The organism is Peptoniphilus raoultii, from assembly GCF_900099555.1.
In the GTDB taxonomy this organism is placed as follows: Bacteria; Bacillota; Clostridia; order Tissierellales; family Peptoniphilaceae; genus Peptoniphilus_A; species Peptoniphilus_A raoultii.
In genome coordinates, this window is sequence record NZ_FMWM01000002.1 from 1595039 (window position 1) to 1611942 (window position 16904).

13 protein-coding genes are annotated in these 16904 nt (G+C 32.3%); 1 reads left to right on the forward strand and 12 read right to left on the reverse strand.

Translation table 11 applies throughout. The annotated features are described in order from the left end of the window. Positions 1 to 25 precede the first annotated feature (25 nt). The 6 genes from BQ4446_RS07915 to hpf form a co-directional block, all read right to left on the reverse strand. Positions 26 to 1960, reverse strand: coding sequence for a V-type ATP synthase subunit I (locus BQ4446_RS07915; RefSeq protein WP_071028192.1), 1935 nt, complete (start codon positions 1958 to 1960; stop codon positions 26 to 28). 4 nt (positions 1961 to 1964) lie between these two features. Then, positions 1965 to 2960 (reverse strand): V-type ATPase subunit, encoded by a 996-nt coding sequence (locus BQ4446_RS07920; RefSeq protein ID WP_071028194.1) that lies wholly within the window; start codon positions 2958 to 2960, stop codon positions 1965 to 1967. Then, positions 2953 to 3276: a hypothetical protein gene (locus BQ4446_RS07925; protein ID WP_071028196.1), complete on the reverse strand. Its 324-nt coding sequence runs from the start codon at positions 3274 to 3276 to the stop codon at positions 2953 to 2955. The genes BQ4446_RS07920 and BQ4446_RS07925 overlap by 8 nt, the downstream gene beginning before the upstream one ends. A gap of 192 nt (positions 3277 to 3468) precedes the next feature. After that, positions 3469 to 4143, reverse strand: a complete 675-nt coding sequence (locus tag BQ4446_RS07930) for a DMT family transporter (RefSeq protein ID WP_167632546.1) — start codon at positions 4141 to 4143, stop codon at positions 3469 to 3471. Next, positions 4070 to 4231: a hypothetical protein gene (locus BQ4446_RS08430; protein ID WP_167632523.1), complete on the reverse strand. Its 162-nt coding sequence runs from the start codon at positions 4229 to 4231 to the stop codon at positions 4070 to 4072. Before BQ4446_RS08430 ends, BQ4446_RS07930 begins: the two co-directional genes overlap by 74 nt. Positions 4232 to 4339: 108 nt before the next feature. Next, complete coding sequence (hpf, locus tag BQ4446_RS07935; RefSeq protein ID WP_071028198.1) at positions 4340 to 4876, reverse strand: ribosome hibernation-promoting factor, HPF/YfiA family; 537 nt, start codon at positions 4874 to 4876, stop codon at positions 4340 to 4342. A gap of 147 nt (positions 4877 to 5023) precedes the next feature. Between hpf and BQ4446_RS07940 the strand changes: the two genes are divergently transcribed. Further along, on the forward strand, positions 5024 to 6736 hold the full coding sequence (locus tag BQ4446_RS07940; protein WP_071028199.1) for a hypothetical protein: 1713 nt from the start codon (positions 5024 to 5026) through the stop codon (positions 6734 to 6736). Positions 6737 to 6773: 37 nt separating this feature from the next. Here BQ4446_RS07940 and rpsR read toward each other — a convergent pair whose 3' ends face one another. From rpsR to BQ4446_RS07970, 6 genes are all read right to left on the reverse strand, one after another. Continuing rightward, positions 6774 to 6998: a 30S ribosomal protein S18 gene (rpsR, locus tag BQ4446_RS07945; protein ID WP_071028201.1), complete on the reverse strand. Its 225-nt coding sequence runs from the start codon at positions 6996 to 6998 to the stop codon at positions 6774 to 6776. Positions 6999 to 7010: 12 nt separating this feature from the next. After that, positions 7011 to 7532 carry a single-stranded DNA-binding protein gene (locus BQ4446_RS07950; protein WP_071028203.1) on the reverse strand — a complete coding sequence of 174 codons (522 nt, stop codon included), beginning with the start codon at positions 7530 to 7532 and terminating at the stop codon, positions 7011 to 7013. Positions 7533 to 7541: 9 nt separating this feature from the next. Then, complete coding sequence (gene rpsF, locus BQ4446_RS07955) at positions 7542 to 7826, reverse strand: 30S ribosomal protein S6 (RefSeq protein WP_071028205.1); 285 nt, start codon at positions 7824 to 7826, stop codon at positions 7542 to 7544. A gap of 91 nt (positions 7827 to 7917) precedes the next feature. Beyond that, positions 7918 to 11514 (reverse strand): DNA-directed RNA polymerase subunit beta', encoded by a 3597-nt coding sequence (rpoC, locus tag BQ4446_RS07960; RefSeq protein WP_071028207.1) that lies wholly within the window; start codon positions 11512 to 11514, stop codon positions 7918 to 7920. Between the two features lie 17 nt (positions 11515 to 11531). Then, positions 11532 to 15266, reverse strand: a complete 3735-nt coding sequence (gene rpoB / locus BQ4446_RS07965; protein WP_071028209.1) for a DNA-directed RNA polymerase subunit beta — start codon at positions 15264 to 15266, stop codon at positions 11532 to 11534. Between the two features lie 487 nt (positions 15267 to 15753). Beyond that, positions 15754 to 16902, reverse strand: coding sequence for a 2-hydroxyacyl-CoA dehydratase subunit D (locus BQ4446_RS07970; RefSeq protein ID WP_071028211.1), 1149 nt, complete (start codon positions 16900 to 16902; stop codon positions 15754 to 15756). Positions 16903 to 16904 lie beyond the last annotated feature (2 nt).

Below are 16904 nucleotides of genomic sequence, written 5' to 3' on the forward strand. Positions count from 1 at the left end.
CTCCTTATATTTCAAGTATCTAAGATTAAGATTCTTTAAGATTTACATAGTCGGGGCGGAATTCATAGCCGTCTCCCTTGTAATATTTACTAAACATTTCATAATATTCAAGTCTTAGGGATTGTATAAATACAATTAGACCTTCAAGGCATATTATTACTACATTTCCAAGAATTAATACTAAAAGATTTCCCGGGAATTTTCCAATCATTTCTGATAGAGTTTGGAAAGCTAGAAATAGTCCAACGTGGTTTATGGCAAAGGCCCCAACTCTTATAAAGGAAATAATCCCTGACATTGTTGAAAGTAGGGCTTCAATTAAGCCGAAAGCTCCTTCAATATAATAGTCACTTGCTGATTCCTTTGGTTTTTCTTTAGTAATGATTGCAACAATAATTCTCTTTAAAATCATTAAAACTAATGCTAAAAGAATTAAGTCTAGACCAAGACGCATTGAAATTAGTGATTTTCCTCCCATTACTGATATTCCTATATTTATCATAGAGAAGAATATAACTACCCCTAAAAGACCTTCCTTGTCGAAAATTGCTTCAAATTTTTCATTTCTTAAAAGTCTATTAATTATTCCTAGGACATATGACACAAATAAGAGGCCTATACCAAAATAAATAGCAATAACAAGGGTTTTATTTATAGAGTTAAAGGGTTTAAACCAAAATCCTTCTATTAAATCTTCCTTTCCAAAAACTGAACCATATAAAAGTCCAAAAATCATGGAAGATATACCCATTCTCTTTAAAAGACCTCCAAAGGTTTTGTTAGTCTTTGATAATATTATACCTCCAAGTAAAAATACAGCTCCCTGACCAAGATCTCCAAACATTGCCCCAAATAAAATCATATAAGTGATGGCAAAAAATGGTGTCGGGTCAATTTCATTATAATTTGGCGTTCCATACATATTTACAAGAGCTTCAAAGGGTTTCAGTAAAGAATTATTTTTAAGTTTTGTTGGCGGATTTACATCCTTTTCTGGTTCCAAAAAGGCTATAGAAACTCCGTCATAGGAAAATAATAGGTTCTTTAATCTTTCAACATCTGTTACTCCAACCCAAGCTGAAAGGTAAAAATATTTTTTTGACCTTGATAGGAATTTTTTAACTTGTTCAATTTTTTCATAGACAAGCATGGAAGCAAGAGTTGTCATAAGTTCATCTCTTTTTTCTTTATAGAGATAATTCTTATAGGCCTCTATGTCAAAAAGTTCCTTTTTAATATTTGTTTCTTCCTTTTTAAGGTTTAATAAAATATCTGTTGCAGTTCCCTTAGTTTTTATACTTAAATCTATATCTCTCCAATTTAAACTCTTTAAAACCCTGTCCATTTCCTGGCCCATATCGTTGGGATAGATGGCAAGGTAAATTTCATTATTTTCTATAGTTGCTGTATGGAAAATCATGGCAATCATAGTGTCATAAGACCTTTTTAGCCTTAAACGACCATCCTTATCCAAAATTCCAAAACGTACTGTAAAATATTCCATATTGGAAATTTCTGAAAGGTCTAAATTTACATTTTTGAAAAGTTTATAGTTTTCTTCTATGCTTTCAATTGCCTTTAACTTTTCATGAATATCATTTGACCTGTCAAGTTTTTCCTTTAAGATGGTGTAGATAGAATCAAAGTCAATGGAAAGGTCCACCTTTTCTAAAAATTCCTCATCTACTTCATCAATTTGTAAAAACTGCATTATTTCTTTTGCTCTTTTTACATTTTCCTGATTTTTTAAATTTGTTTTAAAAGTTGTAATGTAATTAAGTTCTATGTTACGTTCAAGATTTCTCTCATCTTCCAAGCTGAAAACAAAATTGTTTTTGTCAAGTTCACTTTGAGATGAAACAAATTTGCAGGTCTTGGATTTTAAAATATCAAGAAGGATATTGTCAATTTCTCCAAGAGGTGCCATAACATTCATCATTCTCATTTGCTCAACGGCCATAATTTCACTTCCTTAACTTAACAAGATATTTGGAAGTCTTTTCTATGCCAAGATTTAGCCTATGACTTTCCATAAATATCTTTAAATCTTTTATTTGATTTTCAAGGATGATTATAAAAGAAAGAAGATGACCAAAACTGTCAAAGGTCTTTCTAAATTCACTCCTCGCAAAGTTATATACGAGCCTATTACCATGGGCAGAAAAATTTTCCACAGCCCCTTCTTCTGTAAAAAGATACCTGTAAGGCGTTTTCTCCAAGACTTCTAAAAAACTTCGATTATCTAAATAACACATCTCTTTTAGAAGATTAAAACTCAGGAACTTGCCTCCAAAGATTACAAAATTTAGAAGTTCTTCCGGCAGAAGCCTATAATTTACAGTCCCCCTATAAATCCATAAAATATTTAAAATATCTATTTGTCTTCCAAATATATTGATAAATTCTCTTTGGTCTTCCTTTGAAAATTTTTTTACCGTTTCAATGATTCTATTGAAAAATAACTTGTCAAGGTTCATTTCCATATAAAATAAAATATCATCTGACGGTTCGTCCTCATAGGTTGCTAGTGGCCTATAATATATAGTGTTTTTTAATTTTTCCACAAATCCCTTGATGGTCATGCCCTTTAAGCTAAAGGATTTATCCTGGTATTTAAAAATATAGTCCTCCTCTTCGCTTTCTCTTTTTAGAAATCTCAGGGCTTTTTTTATAGAATTTATTTCTTCCTGTCTTAAATATTCAGTAATAAATTCCCTATAGGGCCCTATAGTAAAGTTTTTAAGCTTATTTAGAGTAATAAATAGAGATTCACCAAGTTTTGCTTCTGAATAACTAATATCATAGGTCAATTTATTTTTTTCAAAAAAAATGTGATTATTAAGGTAATCGATAACTTCCCTAAACGTGGAAGCTTCTTCTAACCTTTCATAATCCTCGTCAAAAAAAAGTTTGGAAAATATGCCGTCAATTTTAGTGTTTAATGCTAAAAAATCACTCATAGTCTTCCTCGTTTAAAATAATTGAAATTGCCCTATCAATTAGAGTTTTTTCTTCCTTCAAATATTCACTTTCAACATTTGCAGCCTTTTCCTTATTTTCTAAAAGAATGGACTGTTCCTTTGCTTCAAAGGATTTTTTTATGGATTCAAACTTCGCTTGAGCTTCATTTTTTGCTTCTTCAAGACTTTTGTTTTCCATATCGACAAGCTTTTTTTGAAGATCTTCTCTAAGGGCTGTAATTTCATCTTCTGTATTTTGAACTAGCTGCCTAGTTTTATTGTCTATTGAAATTACGCTATTAATACTATCTTTCAATCTTTGCTCCTTTCTAAAAAAATATATTTTGAGCTGACAATTAAATTATATGCTTTTTAAGCAAATAATCAAGAAAATTATTCATTTCAAATAATTAATTTTTTGACCCTTAATGATATAAACCGCAGCACATAAAATAAAGAAAATTTCCACAAATCCCTTTAATGAAATTTTTTCTCCCATAAATAGCCGCTAATTAATGATACCATTGGTTCTGCTGTTGAAAGAATACCTGTTTCTTTCCCCAATAATAACTGCTGTTTGAAACATTAAAGTTGCCCCTAAGGTTAAAATAAAAGCATAAAAAAGTAAAAACAAAAAATCCTTAAAAGATATGTCTATATAAATTGGACTTTTAAAAATAAGGGTATAGACAAAAATAACAAGAGATGCTGTAAGGCATATGTAAAATAAGCTCTTCTTCACATTCATATAGGAAATATTTGACCTTTCAACAATTATTGAATAAAATGCAAAGGTAAAGGCTGAAATAACAGCAAAAATAATGTCCCTTAAAGAAGATGAATTTGAAAAATCAAAGAGCATAAAAAGACCAAAGGCACATAAAATTAGGGCAATAGTTTCCCCTCTTGTGGGCCTATTTCTATAAATTAAGGATGATAAAATGAAAATTAATGCTGGATAGATAAAATGGATGGAAGTTGCTGAACCGCCTGTCAAATAATTGTAAGATGAAAAAAGAGTAAGGGAGGTCATTCCATAGGCAAAGCCTGCCAGAAAAAGATGAAAAAAATCTTCGAGGCTAACTTTCATATCGAGTTTTAAAAAAACTTTATTTATTATAAAAGATAGTAATAAGCCACAAAGACATCCTATAAAAGGATGAGGAAATGAAATCAAGGTCAATGGAAATGAAATACTTAGTCATAAGAGGTATAAAACCAAATATGCCTGCTGACATAATTGCAAAAATGTAACTACTTTTGTTTTTCATAGACCCTCCTAAAAATCTTAATTACTTCCCTCATTATACATTCTTTGAAGATAAATATCCAATAAAAAAGCCTTAAAGCTTTTCAGCTTTAAGGCAAGTTTTTATATATTATTTATTAACTTCTATTATTCCGTAATTACTATCCTTTCTCTTGTAAACAACTTCTATCTTTTCACTTGCGGAATTTAGAAATATAAAGAAATTATGATTTAAAAGTTCCATCTGCATAATAGCTTCTTCTTCACTCATAGGCTTTACAGTAAATTCTTTTCTCCTTAAAATTTTGTCATCCTCCTTAACTTCTTCAGCAGGAGCAAATTTTTCAAAAGAATCAAATCTTATAGTTTCATTATTTTGATATCTTTTTTTAAGTCTAGTCTTATATTTTCTAATTTGTCTTTCTAAAATATCAAGGACCTTGTCAATAGATGTAAAGAAATCATCCGTTTCTTCTTCAGCTCTTAAAATTGTACCAGGTAAAAATACTGTTACCTCAACTTTTTGGCCTGACTTGGGTTGGGAAAATACCACTCTTGTTTCAATTTCTTCAGAAAAGTATTTGTCCAATTTGGAGAATTTTTTTTCTGCTTGATTTTTTAAGCCTTCTTTTAATTCCATATTTTTTCCAACATAATTTAGTAACATATAATACACCTTCCTAACTTTTATCTTTGTTATTTAATACCCATTATTTATTCTTTTAATACTTTATTTACTTGTAATATACTTTTTAATTTCTTCTTGATATAATGTATATGATAAATAAAGCAATTTACTAATAAAGGGGAAAAGATGAATTATTTTGATTCAATTTATTTTATTATTAATACAATACTTAATCAGTCAAAGGATAACTTTGCCCTTGAAGATTTGAATTTGGAAGATGACGATAATGAATATGCTGGTGCTATTAATGACCAATTCAGAAAAGATATAGCATCATGGATTTTATTTGACTCTGCTGAAGATCATAAAAAATCTGAAAGCTTTATTAGGACTATGTCATCTGAGCTCTTTGATAAAGAATTTGGCGACGATTTTTATATATGTTTATTTACTTCATATGCTTCCTTTTTTAAACTATTAAAAATTGAGGAAAACTATGCCTACGTAAGGGATTTAATTCTTGATAAGAACATAAAAATATTTAACAGCCAAAATCTCATAAACAAAGAGGCAGATTATTATTTTATAAGAATTGGATCCTATAATGACGAAGATTTTCTAATGCATGTGTATAGTACCTATGATGAAGAATTTTCAAATTATTTTATGAATATTTTTTGGGGATTTTTACTGGATAATCATATAATTAAAAATAAAAAAGTAGTAAGTAAAGAATTTTTGAAGGAATATTTATCTAATATTCTGCTTATGTATAGGTCTGTCGTAAATAATTATCTTTATGAAAAACAAGAAGAATATGAAAAAGACATGTTAGATGATTTTTATAAATCAGTATTTTCTAAGGATGATCTTAAATATTTTAATAAATTTAAAGGTAAACTTATGTCTACTGACAGATTTAAAGATTTTACAGATGAAAAAATTTCTTATTATTTAAGTCTTCTCTTTACTTCCTATTTAGATAAAAATAATATTAATTTTTCATCTTACAACAAATTAAATTTTGAAAAAATCTATGAAAATATGGCAAAAAATGGTTACTTTGTTACCACTAATGAGCTAAATGATTCTCTCATACTTTTTAGCAATTATTATACTTTCTTAAAAACAGCCAAGAAAGTAGATCTATCTAAGCTTTTAAAATCTCTTGACAGGGCTATGAACAATATTTTTCTATATCAAAATCTTTTGTCAAGGTCCCTCAATGGCTTTTTTGTTGATGAAAGTCTTTTAAATATAATTATGGAAGAGGAAGAACCTGATTCTAAATTTTTAGCCGACTATGAAAATTTTCTTGATTATGGGCAGTTTTCTCACCTTTTCTTGGTGAAAAACGGTGAAATATCTCCTGCAATTGTAAAGGACATTGCAGAAGAACTACTTTTAAGGCCGACAAAGGATGTGAAAAATTTAAGACAGTATCATTTCCCGCAAATTTTAATTTTTATACAGTTTTCAAAATTAAAAAATATTCTTATCTATAATGATGATGAAGTATGGGGAACTAAGGAATACGAAATTTCTGAGGGCATTGAAAAATATATGTCCCTTGATATACATGAAAAATATAGCCTATGGCTTTCAACACTTTTAAGGGCAGATTTTTATAAGGACATTTTGACAGAAGATAAGATAAAAAAAATAAAGGACTTTTTAGTTGACCTCTTAATTGCTATTGACAAAAAAAATCTTCCTAAAGATTATAAAATCCCAAGGGAAATGGAACCCTATATTGATATCCTTGTAGATTTAAACATAATCAAAATAAATTCATCAATAAAATTTACAAGTATTGGTAAAAAAATCTTTAAATATTACAATAAAATGGGGACTGAAAAAAATTTAATAAGCATTGATTTTAGACAAAATAATATTTAAACATAGAAAAACCCCTGAAATTCAGGGGTTTTGCTTTTTAGTCAGCACTATATGGAATTAGTGCGATTTGACGTGCTCTTTTAATAGCAACAGTCATTTCTCTTTGATGTTTTGCAGTAAGACCTGTAATTCTTCTAGGAAGAATTTTGCCTCTGTCAGAAATATAATTTCTTAGCATTTCAACATCTTTATAATCTATTTTTTTAGTCTTATCCTTTTCAAAAGGATCGACTTTTTTTCTTCTGCTAAATCTTCTTTGCACTATTTATCCTCCTTAAAATGGTATGTCATCATTATCCATGGGGAAAAATCCATCCCCATCTGAATCTCCGTTTGAACTTGGAAAATCGTCATTATAAGCTGAATTTACTGGCGGATTATTAGCCGGCTTACTTGTAGCTTGATTATAGTTTGTATTTCCATAATCTTCTCTATTGAAATTTCCACCATAGGATCCACCAGATGATTTAGAAACAAAATCAAGGGAATTTACAACAACTTCAGTTGTATAAACTCTTCTTCCATCTTTTTCATAGGAACCTGTTTGAATTCTACCTTCAATCCCTATTTGATCACCCTTATGGAAATAATTAGCTATAAGTTCAGCTTGACTTCTCCAGGCAGTACATGAAATAAAGTCTGCTGTTGGCTGACCTGCTGCTTCAGCTTCAGCTTTTCTTTCCTTACTTAAACGCCTGTCACAAGCCACTGTAAATCTTACAATTGCAGTGCCTTGAGGTGTATATCTTAATTCAGGATCTCTTACTAATCTTCCAAATAAACAACAACTGTTCATAATTTCTCCTTATTCATCTACTTTTATTACCATAATTCTCATAACAGGATCACTAATTCTTGCAATTCTGTTTATTTCTAGAATTTCTGTAGGATCACATTCAAATTCAACAAAGATATAATAAGCTTCTTGTTTATATTCGATTTCATAGGCAAGTTTTCTCATTCCCCATTCATCGATATTGTTAATTTTTCCATGTTCTTCCATAACATTTTTTATTCTTGTAAAAGAAGCTTCTCTTTTTTCTTCTTCTACTTCAGGATAAAACATTATAACTGCTTCGTACTTATTCATAATTCACCTCCTCATGGACTAATGGCATAGAAATTATCTATGCAAGGATTATATTTAACCTAAAAAATTATACAGGAATAATTTATTCTTGTCAAACTAAGCCTTGATTTTCTTCAACTGTTTCCTTAACTTCTATTTCTTTTCTCTTAACTATTTCAGAATTTTCCAAAATATTGTAATTTTCTTTTAATTCTTTTGAAACGTCAATTTGGACTTTTCTATTTCTTCTAGCTCCAGTTCCAGCAGGAATTAATTGGCCAATGATTATATTTTCTTTAAGGCCGTGAAGAGTATCTTCCTTTCCTTTTATGGCAGCATCTGTTAAAACTCTTGTAGTTTCTTGGAAGGATGCAGCTGATAGGAAGGAATCCGTTGCAAGGGAAGCCTTGGTAATTCCAAGTAAAGTTTCCTTTCCTACTGCCGGATTTTTGCCTTCTTTTTCCATTTCCTTATTGACGCTTTTAAATTCTGAAGAATCAACTAAAGTTCCTGGCAAAAAGTTTGTATCTCCTGCTTCATCAATTTTAACTTTTGATAGCATTTGTCTTACAATGATTTCAATGTGCTTATCATTAATATCTACACCTTGAAGTCTGTAAACTCTTTGAACTTCCTTAACAATATATTCTTCAACACCCTTAGCACCCTTTACTCTTAAAAGGTCTTGAGGGTAAACACTACCTTGAGTTAATTCATCTCCAGCTTTTACAAAGTCGCCATTTTTAACCTTAAGTCTAGCACCATATACTAAGTTGTAGGAATCTTTCGTTCCTTCTTCATTTGTAATTACAATTTCTTTTTTCTTATTAGTTTCTCTAATTTCAACTTCGCCATCATGCTCTGCAATAATTGCAAGACCCTTAGGCTTTCTGGCTTCAAAAAGTTCTTCAACTCTAGGAAGACCTTGAGTAATATCTGCCGCTTGAGCAACACCGCCTGTATGGAATGTTCTCATTGTTAATTGAGTACCAGGTTCTCCAATTGATTGAGCTGCAATAACTCCAACAGCTTCTCCAACACCAACAGGATTTCCAGTTGCAAGATTTCTGCCATAACAGTGCCCACAAACTCCAGTCTTATTTTTACAGCCTAAAACTGTTCTAACCTTAACTTCTTTTATGCCTGCACCAACAATTTTTTCTGCAGCTTCATCAGAAATTTCTGTGTTTTCTTTAACTAACATTTCTCCCGTATTAGGATCTACTATATCTTCAAAGGCATATCTTCCGCAAATTCTGTCAAATAAGTCTTCAATTACTTCCTTGCCATCTGTAAAGGCTTTGGCAACTAAATATTCATCACTATGACAGTCTTCTTCCTGAACAATAATTTGTTGAGATACGTCAACAAGTCTTCTTGTCAAATATCCTGAGTCGGCAGTTCTTAAAGCTGTATCAGCAAGACCCTTTCTGGATCCATGGGCTGACATATAAAATTCAAGCACACTTAGTCCTTCTCTGAAGTTTGAAGTAATTGGCACTTCTATTGTCCTTCCTGATGGAGATGCCATAAGTCCACGCATACCTGCAAGCTGTCTGATTTGGTTTTTAGAACCTCTGGCTCCAGAATCCGCCATAATATAAATGTTATTTAGGGGATCAAAACCATCCATAACATCTTCTGTTAAGTCATCAGTTGCAGTGTTCCAAATGTCAATTACTTTTTCATATCTTTCTTCATCTGAAATAAGACCACGTCTATAGGCTTTTTCATATTTGTCTACTTCCTTTTGAGCCTTGTCAAGAATTTCAGGTTTAGTCTCTGGAATTTGTACGTCGCCCATAGAAATAGAAATTGCACCAATTGTTGAATAGTGGTAGCCTGCTGATTTAATATTATCGAGCAGCTTTGCAGTTCCAATATTTCCGTGTTTTTTATAGGTCTTTTCAATAATTTTTCCTAATAGTTTTTTGTCAATTACTCTATCAATTTCAAGGGAATATTTATCTTCATCTCTATTGACAAAACCCAAATCTTGAGGGATAAACTCATTTACTATAAATCTTCCCACAGATGATGCAACAATTTTACCTCTCTTGTCATTTTCATCTGCATATCTTCTAATTTTTACATGAGCTTGCAAATGTAAATATCCACAATAGTAGGCGTGCATCATTTCGTCAAAGGAAACAAATACCGATCCATCTCCCTTTAATTTATCTTTCCTATCAAGAGTTAGATAATAACATCCTAAAATCATATCTTGAGTAGGCGTTGTAATAGGCTTGCCATCCTTTAATGCCAAAATATTATTAGTTGATAGCATTAAAAGTCTTGCTTCAGCTTGAGCTTCCATAGAAAGTGGAAGATGGACAGCCATTTGATCACCGTCAAAGTCGGCGTTATAAGCTGTACAAGATAAGGGATGAAGTTTTATTGCCTTTCCTTCTACAAGAACGGGTTCAAAGGCTTGAATACCCAGTCTGTGAAGAGTAGGGGCACGGTTTAAAAGCACTGGATGATCCTTTATTACATCTTCTAAAACATCCCACACATCTTCTCTAACTCTTTCAACCATTCTCTTTGCAGATTTAATGTTGTGGGCAAGACCTCTTGCAACAAGTTCTTTCATGACAAAGGGTTTAAATAATTCAAGAGCCATATTTTTTGGAAGACCGCATTGGTAAAATTTCAAATCTGGACCAACGACAATTACGCTACGTCCTGAATAGTCAACTCTCTTACCTAAAAGATTTTGTCTAAACCTACCTTGTTTTCCCTTAAGCATTTCTGATAAGGATTTTAAAGGCCTATTTCCAGGGCCAGTTACTGGCCTTCCACGCCTTCCGTTATCAATTAAAGCATCAACTGCTTCTTGCAACATTCTCTTTTCATTTCTAACAATAATGTCAGGCGCATTTATATCCATTAACTTTTTAAGTCTATTATTTCTATTAATAATTCTTCTATAGAGGTCATTTAAATCACTTGTAGCAAATCTTCCCCCATCAAGCTGAACCATAGGTCTTAAATCTGGTGGAATTACTGGAATTGCCTCTAAAATCATCCAAGTTGGATTATTTCCTGATTGGAGAAAGGCATCAATTACTTCAAGTCTTCTTGTAATACGAATTTTCTTTTGTCCAGTTGCATTTTCAAGGTCTGCTGTCAGCTCATCATTTTCTTTTTGAAGATCAACCTTTTCTAAAAGGTCTTTAATGGCTTCAGCACCCATTTTGGCAGTAAATTTATCTCCATATTCTCTCTTAAATTCTCTATATTCAGTTTCCGTTAAAAGCTGCTTTTCGTAGAGAACAGTTTCTCCAGGAGCAACATCTGTTACTACGTAAGAAGCAAAGTAAAGAATCTTTTCAAGAGCTCTTAGACTCATGTCAAGAACAAGACCCATTCTTGAAGGTATGCCCTTAAAGTACCAAATATGTGATACTGGGGCTGCAAGTTCAATATGGCCCATTCTTTCACGTCTAACCTTGGCCTTTGTTACCTCAACTCCACATTTTTCGCAGACCACTCCCTTAAATCTAATTCTCTTATATTTGCCGCAGGAACATTCCCAGTCCTTAGTAGGGCCGAAGATTTTTTCGCAAAAAAGTCCTTCCTTTTCAGGTTTTAGGGTTCTGTAATTTATAGTTTCAGGTTTTTTAACTTCTCCATATGACCATTCTCTAATTTTTTCAGGAGAGGCTAAACCAATTTTAATTGAATGGAATAATTCGTGTTCGCTCAAAAGGATACTCCTTTCTCTTATTCATCAAAATCACTTTGAGAATCTTCATCATCATCGTCAAATTCTTCATCTTCATCAGCTAGAGAAAAATTATCCATAGCTTCAACTTCTTCTCCTGAAATTGTTCTAATGCCTGTTGAAGAACTCGTGATTGTGTTTTCTATTAAATCCTTAACATCCTTATCATCGCCAATAGAATCAATTTTTGTCAAATCATCTTCATCTGTTTCAAGATCAACAGGATTTCCAAATTCGTCAAGCACTTCTATTTCTAAGGCAAGTGATTGAAGTTCTTTTATTAAAACTTTAAAGGATTCGGGAATTCCTGGTTGAGGAATATTTTCTCCTTTAACAATTGCTTCATAAGTTTTTACACGGCCTACAATATCATCTGATTTTACAGTAAGCATTTCTTGCAATGTGTAGGATGCTCCATAGGCTTCTAAGGCCCAAACTTCCATTTCTCCAAATCTTTGTCCTCCAAATTGTGCCTTTCCTCCTAGTGGCTGTTGAGTAACTAGGGAGTAAGGCCCAGTTGAACGAGCATGGATTTTTTCGTCTACTAAATGGTGAAGTTTTAACATATACATATAACCAACTGTTACTGGATGGTCAAATTCTTCGCCAGTTCTGCCGTCACGAAGCTGAATTTTTCCGTCATAAGGATAACCAGCCATTTCTAAAGATTCAAAAATATCTTCTTCATTTGCACCATCAAAGACTGGTGTTGCAACATGCCAACCAAGTTTTTTAGCAGCAAGTCCTAAATGGACTTCAAGAACTTGTCCCAAATTCATACGAGATGGAACGCCAAGGGGATTTAAAACAATTTGAATTGGTGTGCCATCAGGCATATAGGGCATGTCTTCTGAAGGAAGTACCCTTGAAATAACACCCTTGTTTCCGTGACGACCGCACATTTTATCTCCAACTTGGATTTTTCTCTTAGTTGCAACAAAAACTCTTACCATTTCATTAACACCCGGTTGAAGTTCATCACCTTCTGCCCTTGTAAATGTTCTAACGTCAACAACAATTCCATGTTCACCATGGGGTAGCCTTAAAGATGTGTCACGCACTTCTCTAGCCTTTTCGCCAAAAATTGAACGAAGTAGTCTTTCTTCTGCTGAAAGTTCTGTTTCTCCCTTTGGAGTAACTTTTCCAACTAAAATATCTCCTGGTTTTACTTCAGCTCCAATTCTAATGACTCCAAGATCGTCAAGATCTTTTAACATATCAGGACCCACATTTGGAATGTCACGAGTGATTTCTTCAGGTCCAAGTTTCGTATCTCTTGCTTCTGATTCATATTCTTCTATATGAAGAGAAGTTAAAGTATCATTTATAACAAGTTCTTGATTAACAAGAACGGCATCTTCATAGTTATAGCCTTCCCAGTTCATAAAAGCTATTAAGATATTTTTACCAAGAGCCATTTCGCCCATATCAGTTGAAGGACCGTCAGCAATAATTTCGCCTTTTTTTACTCTTTGTCCTTCCTTAACAATAGGTCTTTGGTTTATAGTTGTTCCTTGGTTGCCGCCAATAAATTTATGAAGCTTATAAAAAATTAATGACTTGTCACTATCCTTCCTAAGTTCAATATGGCGGGCATCAACTTTTTCAATTATTCCATCATCTGTGCAAACAATTACAACTCCTGAGTCCTTTGCAGCCCTATATTCAATTCCTGTTCCAACAATAGGTGCTTCTGTTGTAAGAAGGGGCACAGCTTGTCTTTGCATATTAGCTCCCATAAGAGCTCTATTGGCATCGTCATTTTCAAGGAAAGGAATCATTGATGTACCAACGGCAACAATTTGTTGAGGAGATACGTCCATGTAAGTTACATCATTAACATCAAAAATATCTACAATACCTTCATGACCTCTGGCTGCAATTCTCTTGGCAATAAATTTTCCATCACTATCAAGTTTTTCATAAGATTGAGCAATAATTTGTTCATATTCTACATCTGCAGTTAAATATTCAATTGTATCTGTAACAACTCCATCCACAACTTTTCTATAAGGAGTTTCAATAAATCCATATTCATTAATTCTAGCATAAGTTGTAAGTGAAGTTATAAGGCCAATGTTAGGGCCTTCAGGCGTTTCAATCGGGCACATTCTTCCATAGTGTGAGTTATGGACGTCACGCACTTCAAAACCAGCTCTATCTCTACTTAAACCACCAGGTCCTAGTGCAGATAACCTTCTCTTGTGGGTTAATTCTGATAGAGGGTTATTTTGGTCCATAAATTGTGAAAGTTGTGAAGAACCGAAAAATTCTTTAATGGCAGCTGTAACAGGTCTAATATTTATTAGGGATTGAGGAGTTGTAGCCTCAATATCTTGTACAGTCATCCTTTCACGAATCACACGTTCCATTCTGGAAATACCGATTCTAAATTGATTTTGTAAAAGTTCGCCAACAGATCTAATTCTTCTGTTGCCAAGATGGTCAATGTCATCAACAAAACCAACTTGTCCCATTAGGTCAAACTCATAATTAATGGCAGCTATCATGTCGTCAATAATAATGTGTTTTGGGCTTAACTTATGGGTATTTTTTAATAACTCTTCCTTAAGTTTTTCTTCATCATTAGCAAACTCTTCGTAAATAGCCTTAAAAGTCGGATAATGAACTTTTTCCTTAAAGCCCAAATCCCTAAGGTCAAAGGAAAGATCAAAAGATGAAGGAAGACAGAAGTTATTTCCAATTACAATTACTTCCTTTGATTCTTCTTCATCAAAGGGATTAATTACCTTCAACAAAACTCTATTAATTCCTGCATTTTCAATTTCAAAGGCCTTTTCCCTGTCAAGCTTTTGCCCACTTTCTGCAATAACTTCACCAGTTTCAGGATTTACAAGGTCCTCAGCTAAAAAATGATTTTCAATCCTTGCAGCAATGCCAAGTTTTTTGTTAAATTTATATCTACCAACATGAGCTAAATCATATCTTCTTTCATCAAAAAACATATTTTCAAAAAGAGATTTAGCACTGTCAAGGGTTGGCGGTTCTCCAGGTCTTAATTTCTTATAAATTTCTAAAAGAGCCTCTTCCCTTGTAGAAGTTGTATCTTTTTCAAAAGTCTTTATAAGAGATTCATTTTCGCCAAGAATTTCAGTTATTTCTCTGTTAGATTCAACTCCAATTGCACGAGCAAGAATTGTGATAGGAAGCTTTCTTGTCCTATCAATACGAACATTAATAACCCCTTGGGCATCAGTTTCAAATTCCAGCCAAGCTCCACGATTTGGAATTAAAGTTGCAGAATATAATTTCTTACCGGTCTTGTCCCTATCTTCTTTAAAATAGGCTCCTGGACTTCTTACAAGTTGTGATACAACAACACGTTCCGCACCATTAATAACAAAAGTACCAGTAGGAGTCATAAGAGGTAGATCCCCCATAAAAACTTCTTGTTCCTTAACTTCGCCAGTTTCGCTATTAATAAGTCTAACCTTAACCTTTAAAGGTGCAGAATAATTTGTATCTCTTTTTTTCGATTCGTCAACATCATACTTAATATCATCAGAAATATAATAGTCAACAAATTCTAAAATTAATTTGCCCGAGTAATCCTCAATAGGTGAGACATCGTCAAAAACTTCTCTTAACCCTTCCTTGATAAACCAATCAAAGGAAGAAGTCTGCACTTCAAGAAGATTTGGTAAACTCAACACCTCATCTACACGAGAAAAGCTCATTCTCTCACGTTTCCCATATTTCACAGGATGTGCCATTTTTTCACCCTAGCCTTTCATGAGTAATTTCCTAAATTAGAGGACACTTATCCACTCTAATTATTATTATGCAAATAGTTATTTTATCATAAATAGTCAATATATTCAAGCTATTAAATCAGCAAAAATCCATTTTTTGCAATTTTAAAAACTGATGTAAGGACAAAAAAATATTAATAATATGTAAAAATTAAAAATATCTTAAAAGCAATTTTTAAAATAATTATGGATATTATTATCCTAATAATATTTATTTCAGTTGAGAGTAAGAAATTTAGAAGTTAATGGAAAATAATTAATGGTTAATTGCAAGAATTTAATTAAATGATTTTTATATATGTATGTAAAGAACAAAATATTTATTAATATAAGTTTATTTTTATGATGATTAGTTAATAGATAACTTTATTATAAAAACACTTTTAAAAACTGACATTCTATTATGTAAATCAAAAAAAGGCGGCCGAAGCCGCCAAAATTTTCTTTTTTATGCTCTATTAAGTTCAACCATTTCGCTAAATGTTTCTAGCTGTGTTTTTACTTGTCCAAAGTCTGTCATTTGTTGATCATAACCCATTTTAATTAGTGGAATTCCTTCTTTTTCAAAAGCTTGTTTTAATGATGGGTATTCCATTTCTTCTGTATCGTTAAAGTTCATCATAAATAATAGGCATCCATCTGCGTCATTATCTATGGCTAAATCAACAACATATTTTGGTCTTTTCCAAATATCCGGGTCATAAAGAATTGGATCTTCGTCCATTCTTGCAAATTGATCTGCAAGTGCATACATTGGATCTTCAATTGATGTATCAACATCTATCTTTAAGGCTCTTGATTCATGGGCAAGGTCATCAGCAACAACATTTATGTTAAAATTATCTAAAACTTTAAGTAGTCCTGGATTGTCTGCAATAATTCCTGAAAGGACAACCCTTGGTCCTGAATTTTCTTCTTCAGGAAGTTTCTTAAGTTCATCAATTAATTCTTTAAGCATTTTTGAATGTTCGTCTTTTAACATAAAGTAAGATGCCTTTAAAACGTTACATCTGTCAGATGCTTTAATTGTTTTTGAATAGTCGCCACAAAGTTTAATAAATTCTCTTTTTAATGCTCTATTTTCATTATAAACTTCAAAAGCTTTCTTAAGATTTTCATCAGTAATTTTTACTTCGCAAACATCTTCAAGTCTTTCTTTCGCCTTTTCAAATATTTTTGCATTGTAAGTTTTACCAAAATCTTCTTTTCTATGTTGAGCGTGGTTTAAAAATACCATTGGAATTTTTAGACCTACTGAAACTTTATAATTTTGAGAAAGTGGTCTTAATGTATCATCAAGTGTTGTTAGCATACAAGCACTTAAACCATCAAGTGTACCATCAAGTCCCATTTCTAGGCATCTTAGTGCAAGTGAATAATAAAATGATGGGAAGTATTCTTTTGCTCTATCAATAGGGCCTTGTCCGCCCCAAACACCCATTGGTACAAGTCCACCTGCATAGGCTATTTCTTCTGGTGCATAGTAGGGATAAATTCCTACTGCCTTTTTACCTTGTGCAAGATAGTTATCTAATTGTTCTCTTGGATTTTCTGCTATATGTTTAAATTTTTCTAATAATTCTTTTATATCAGCCATGT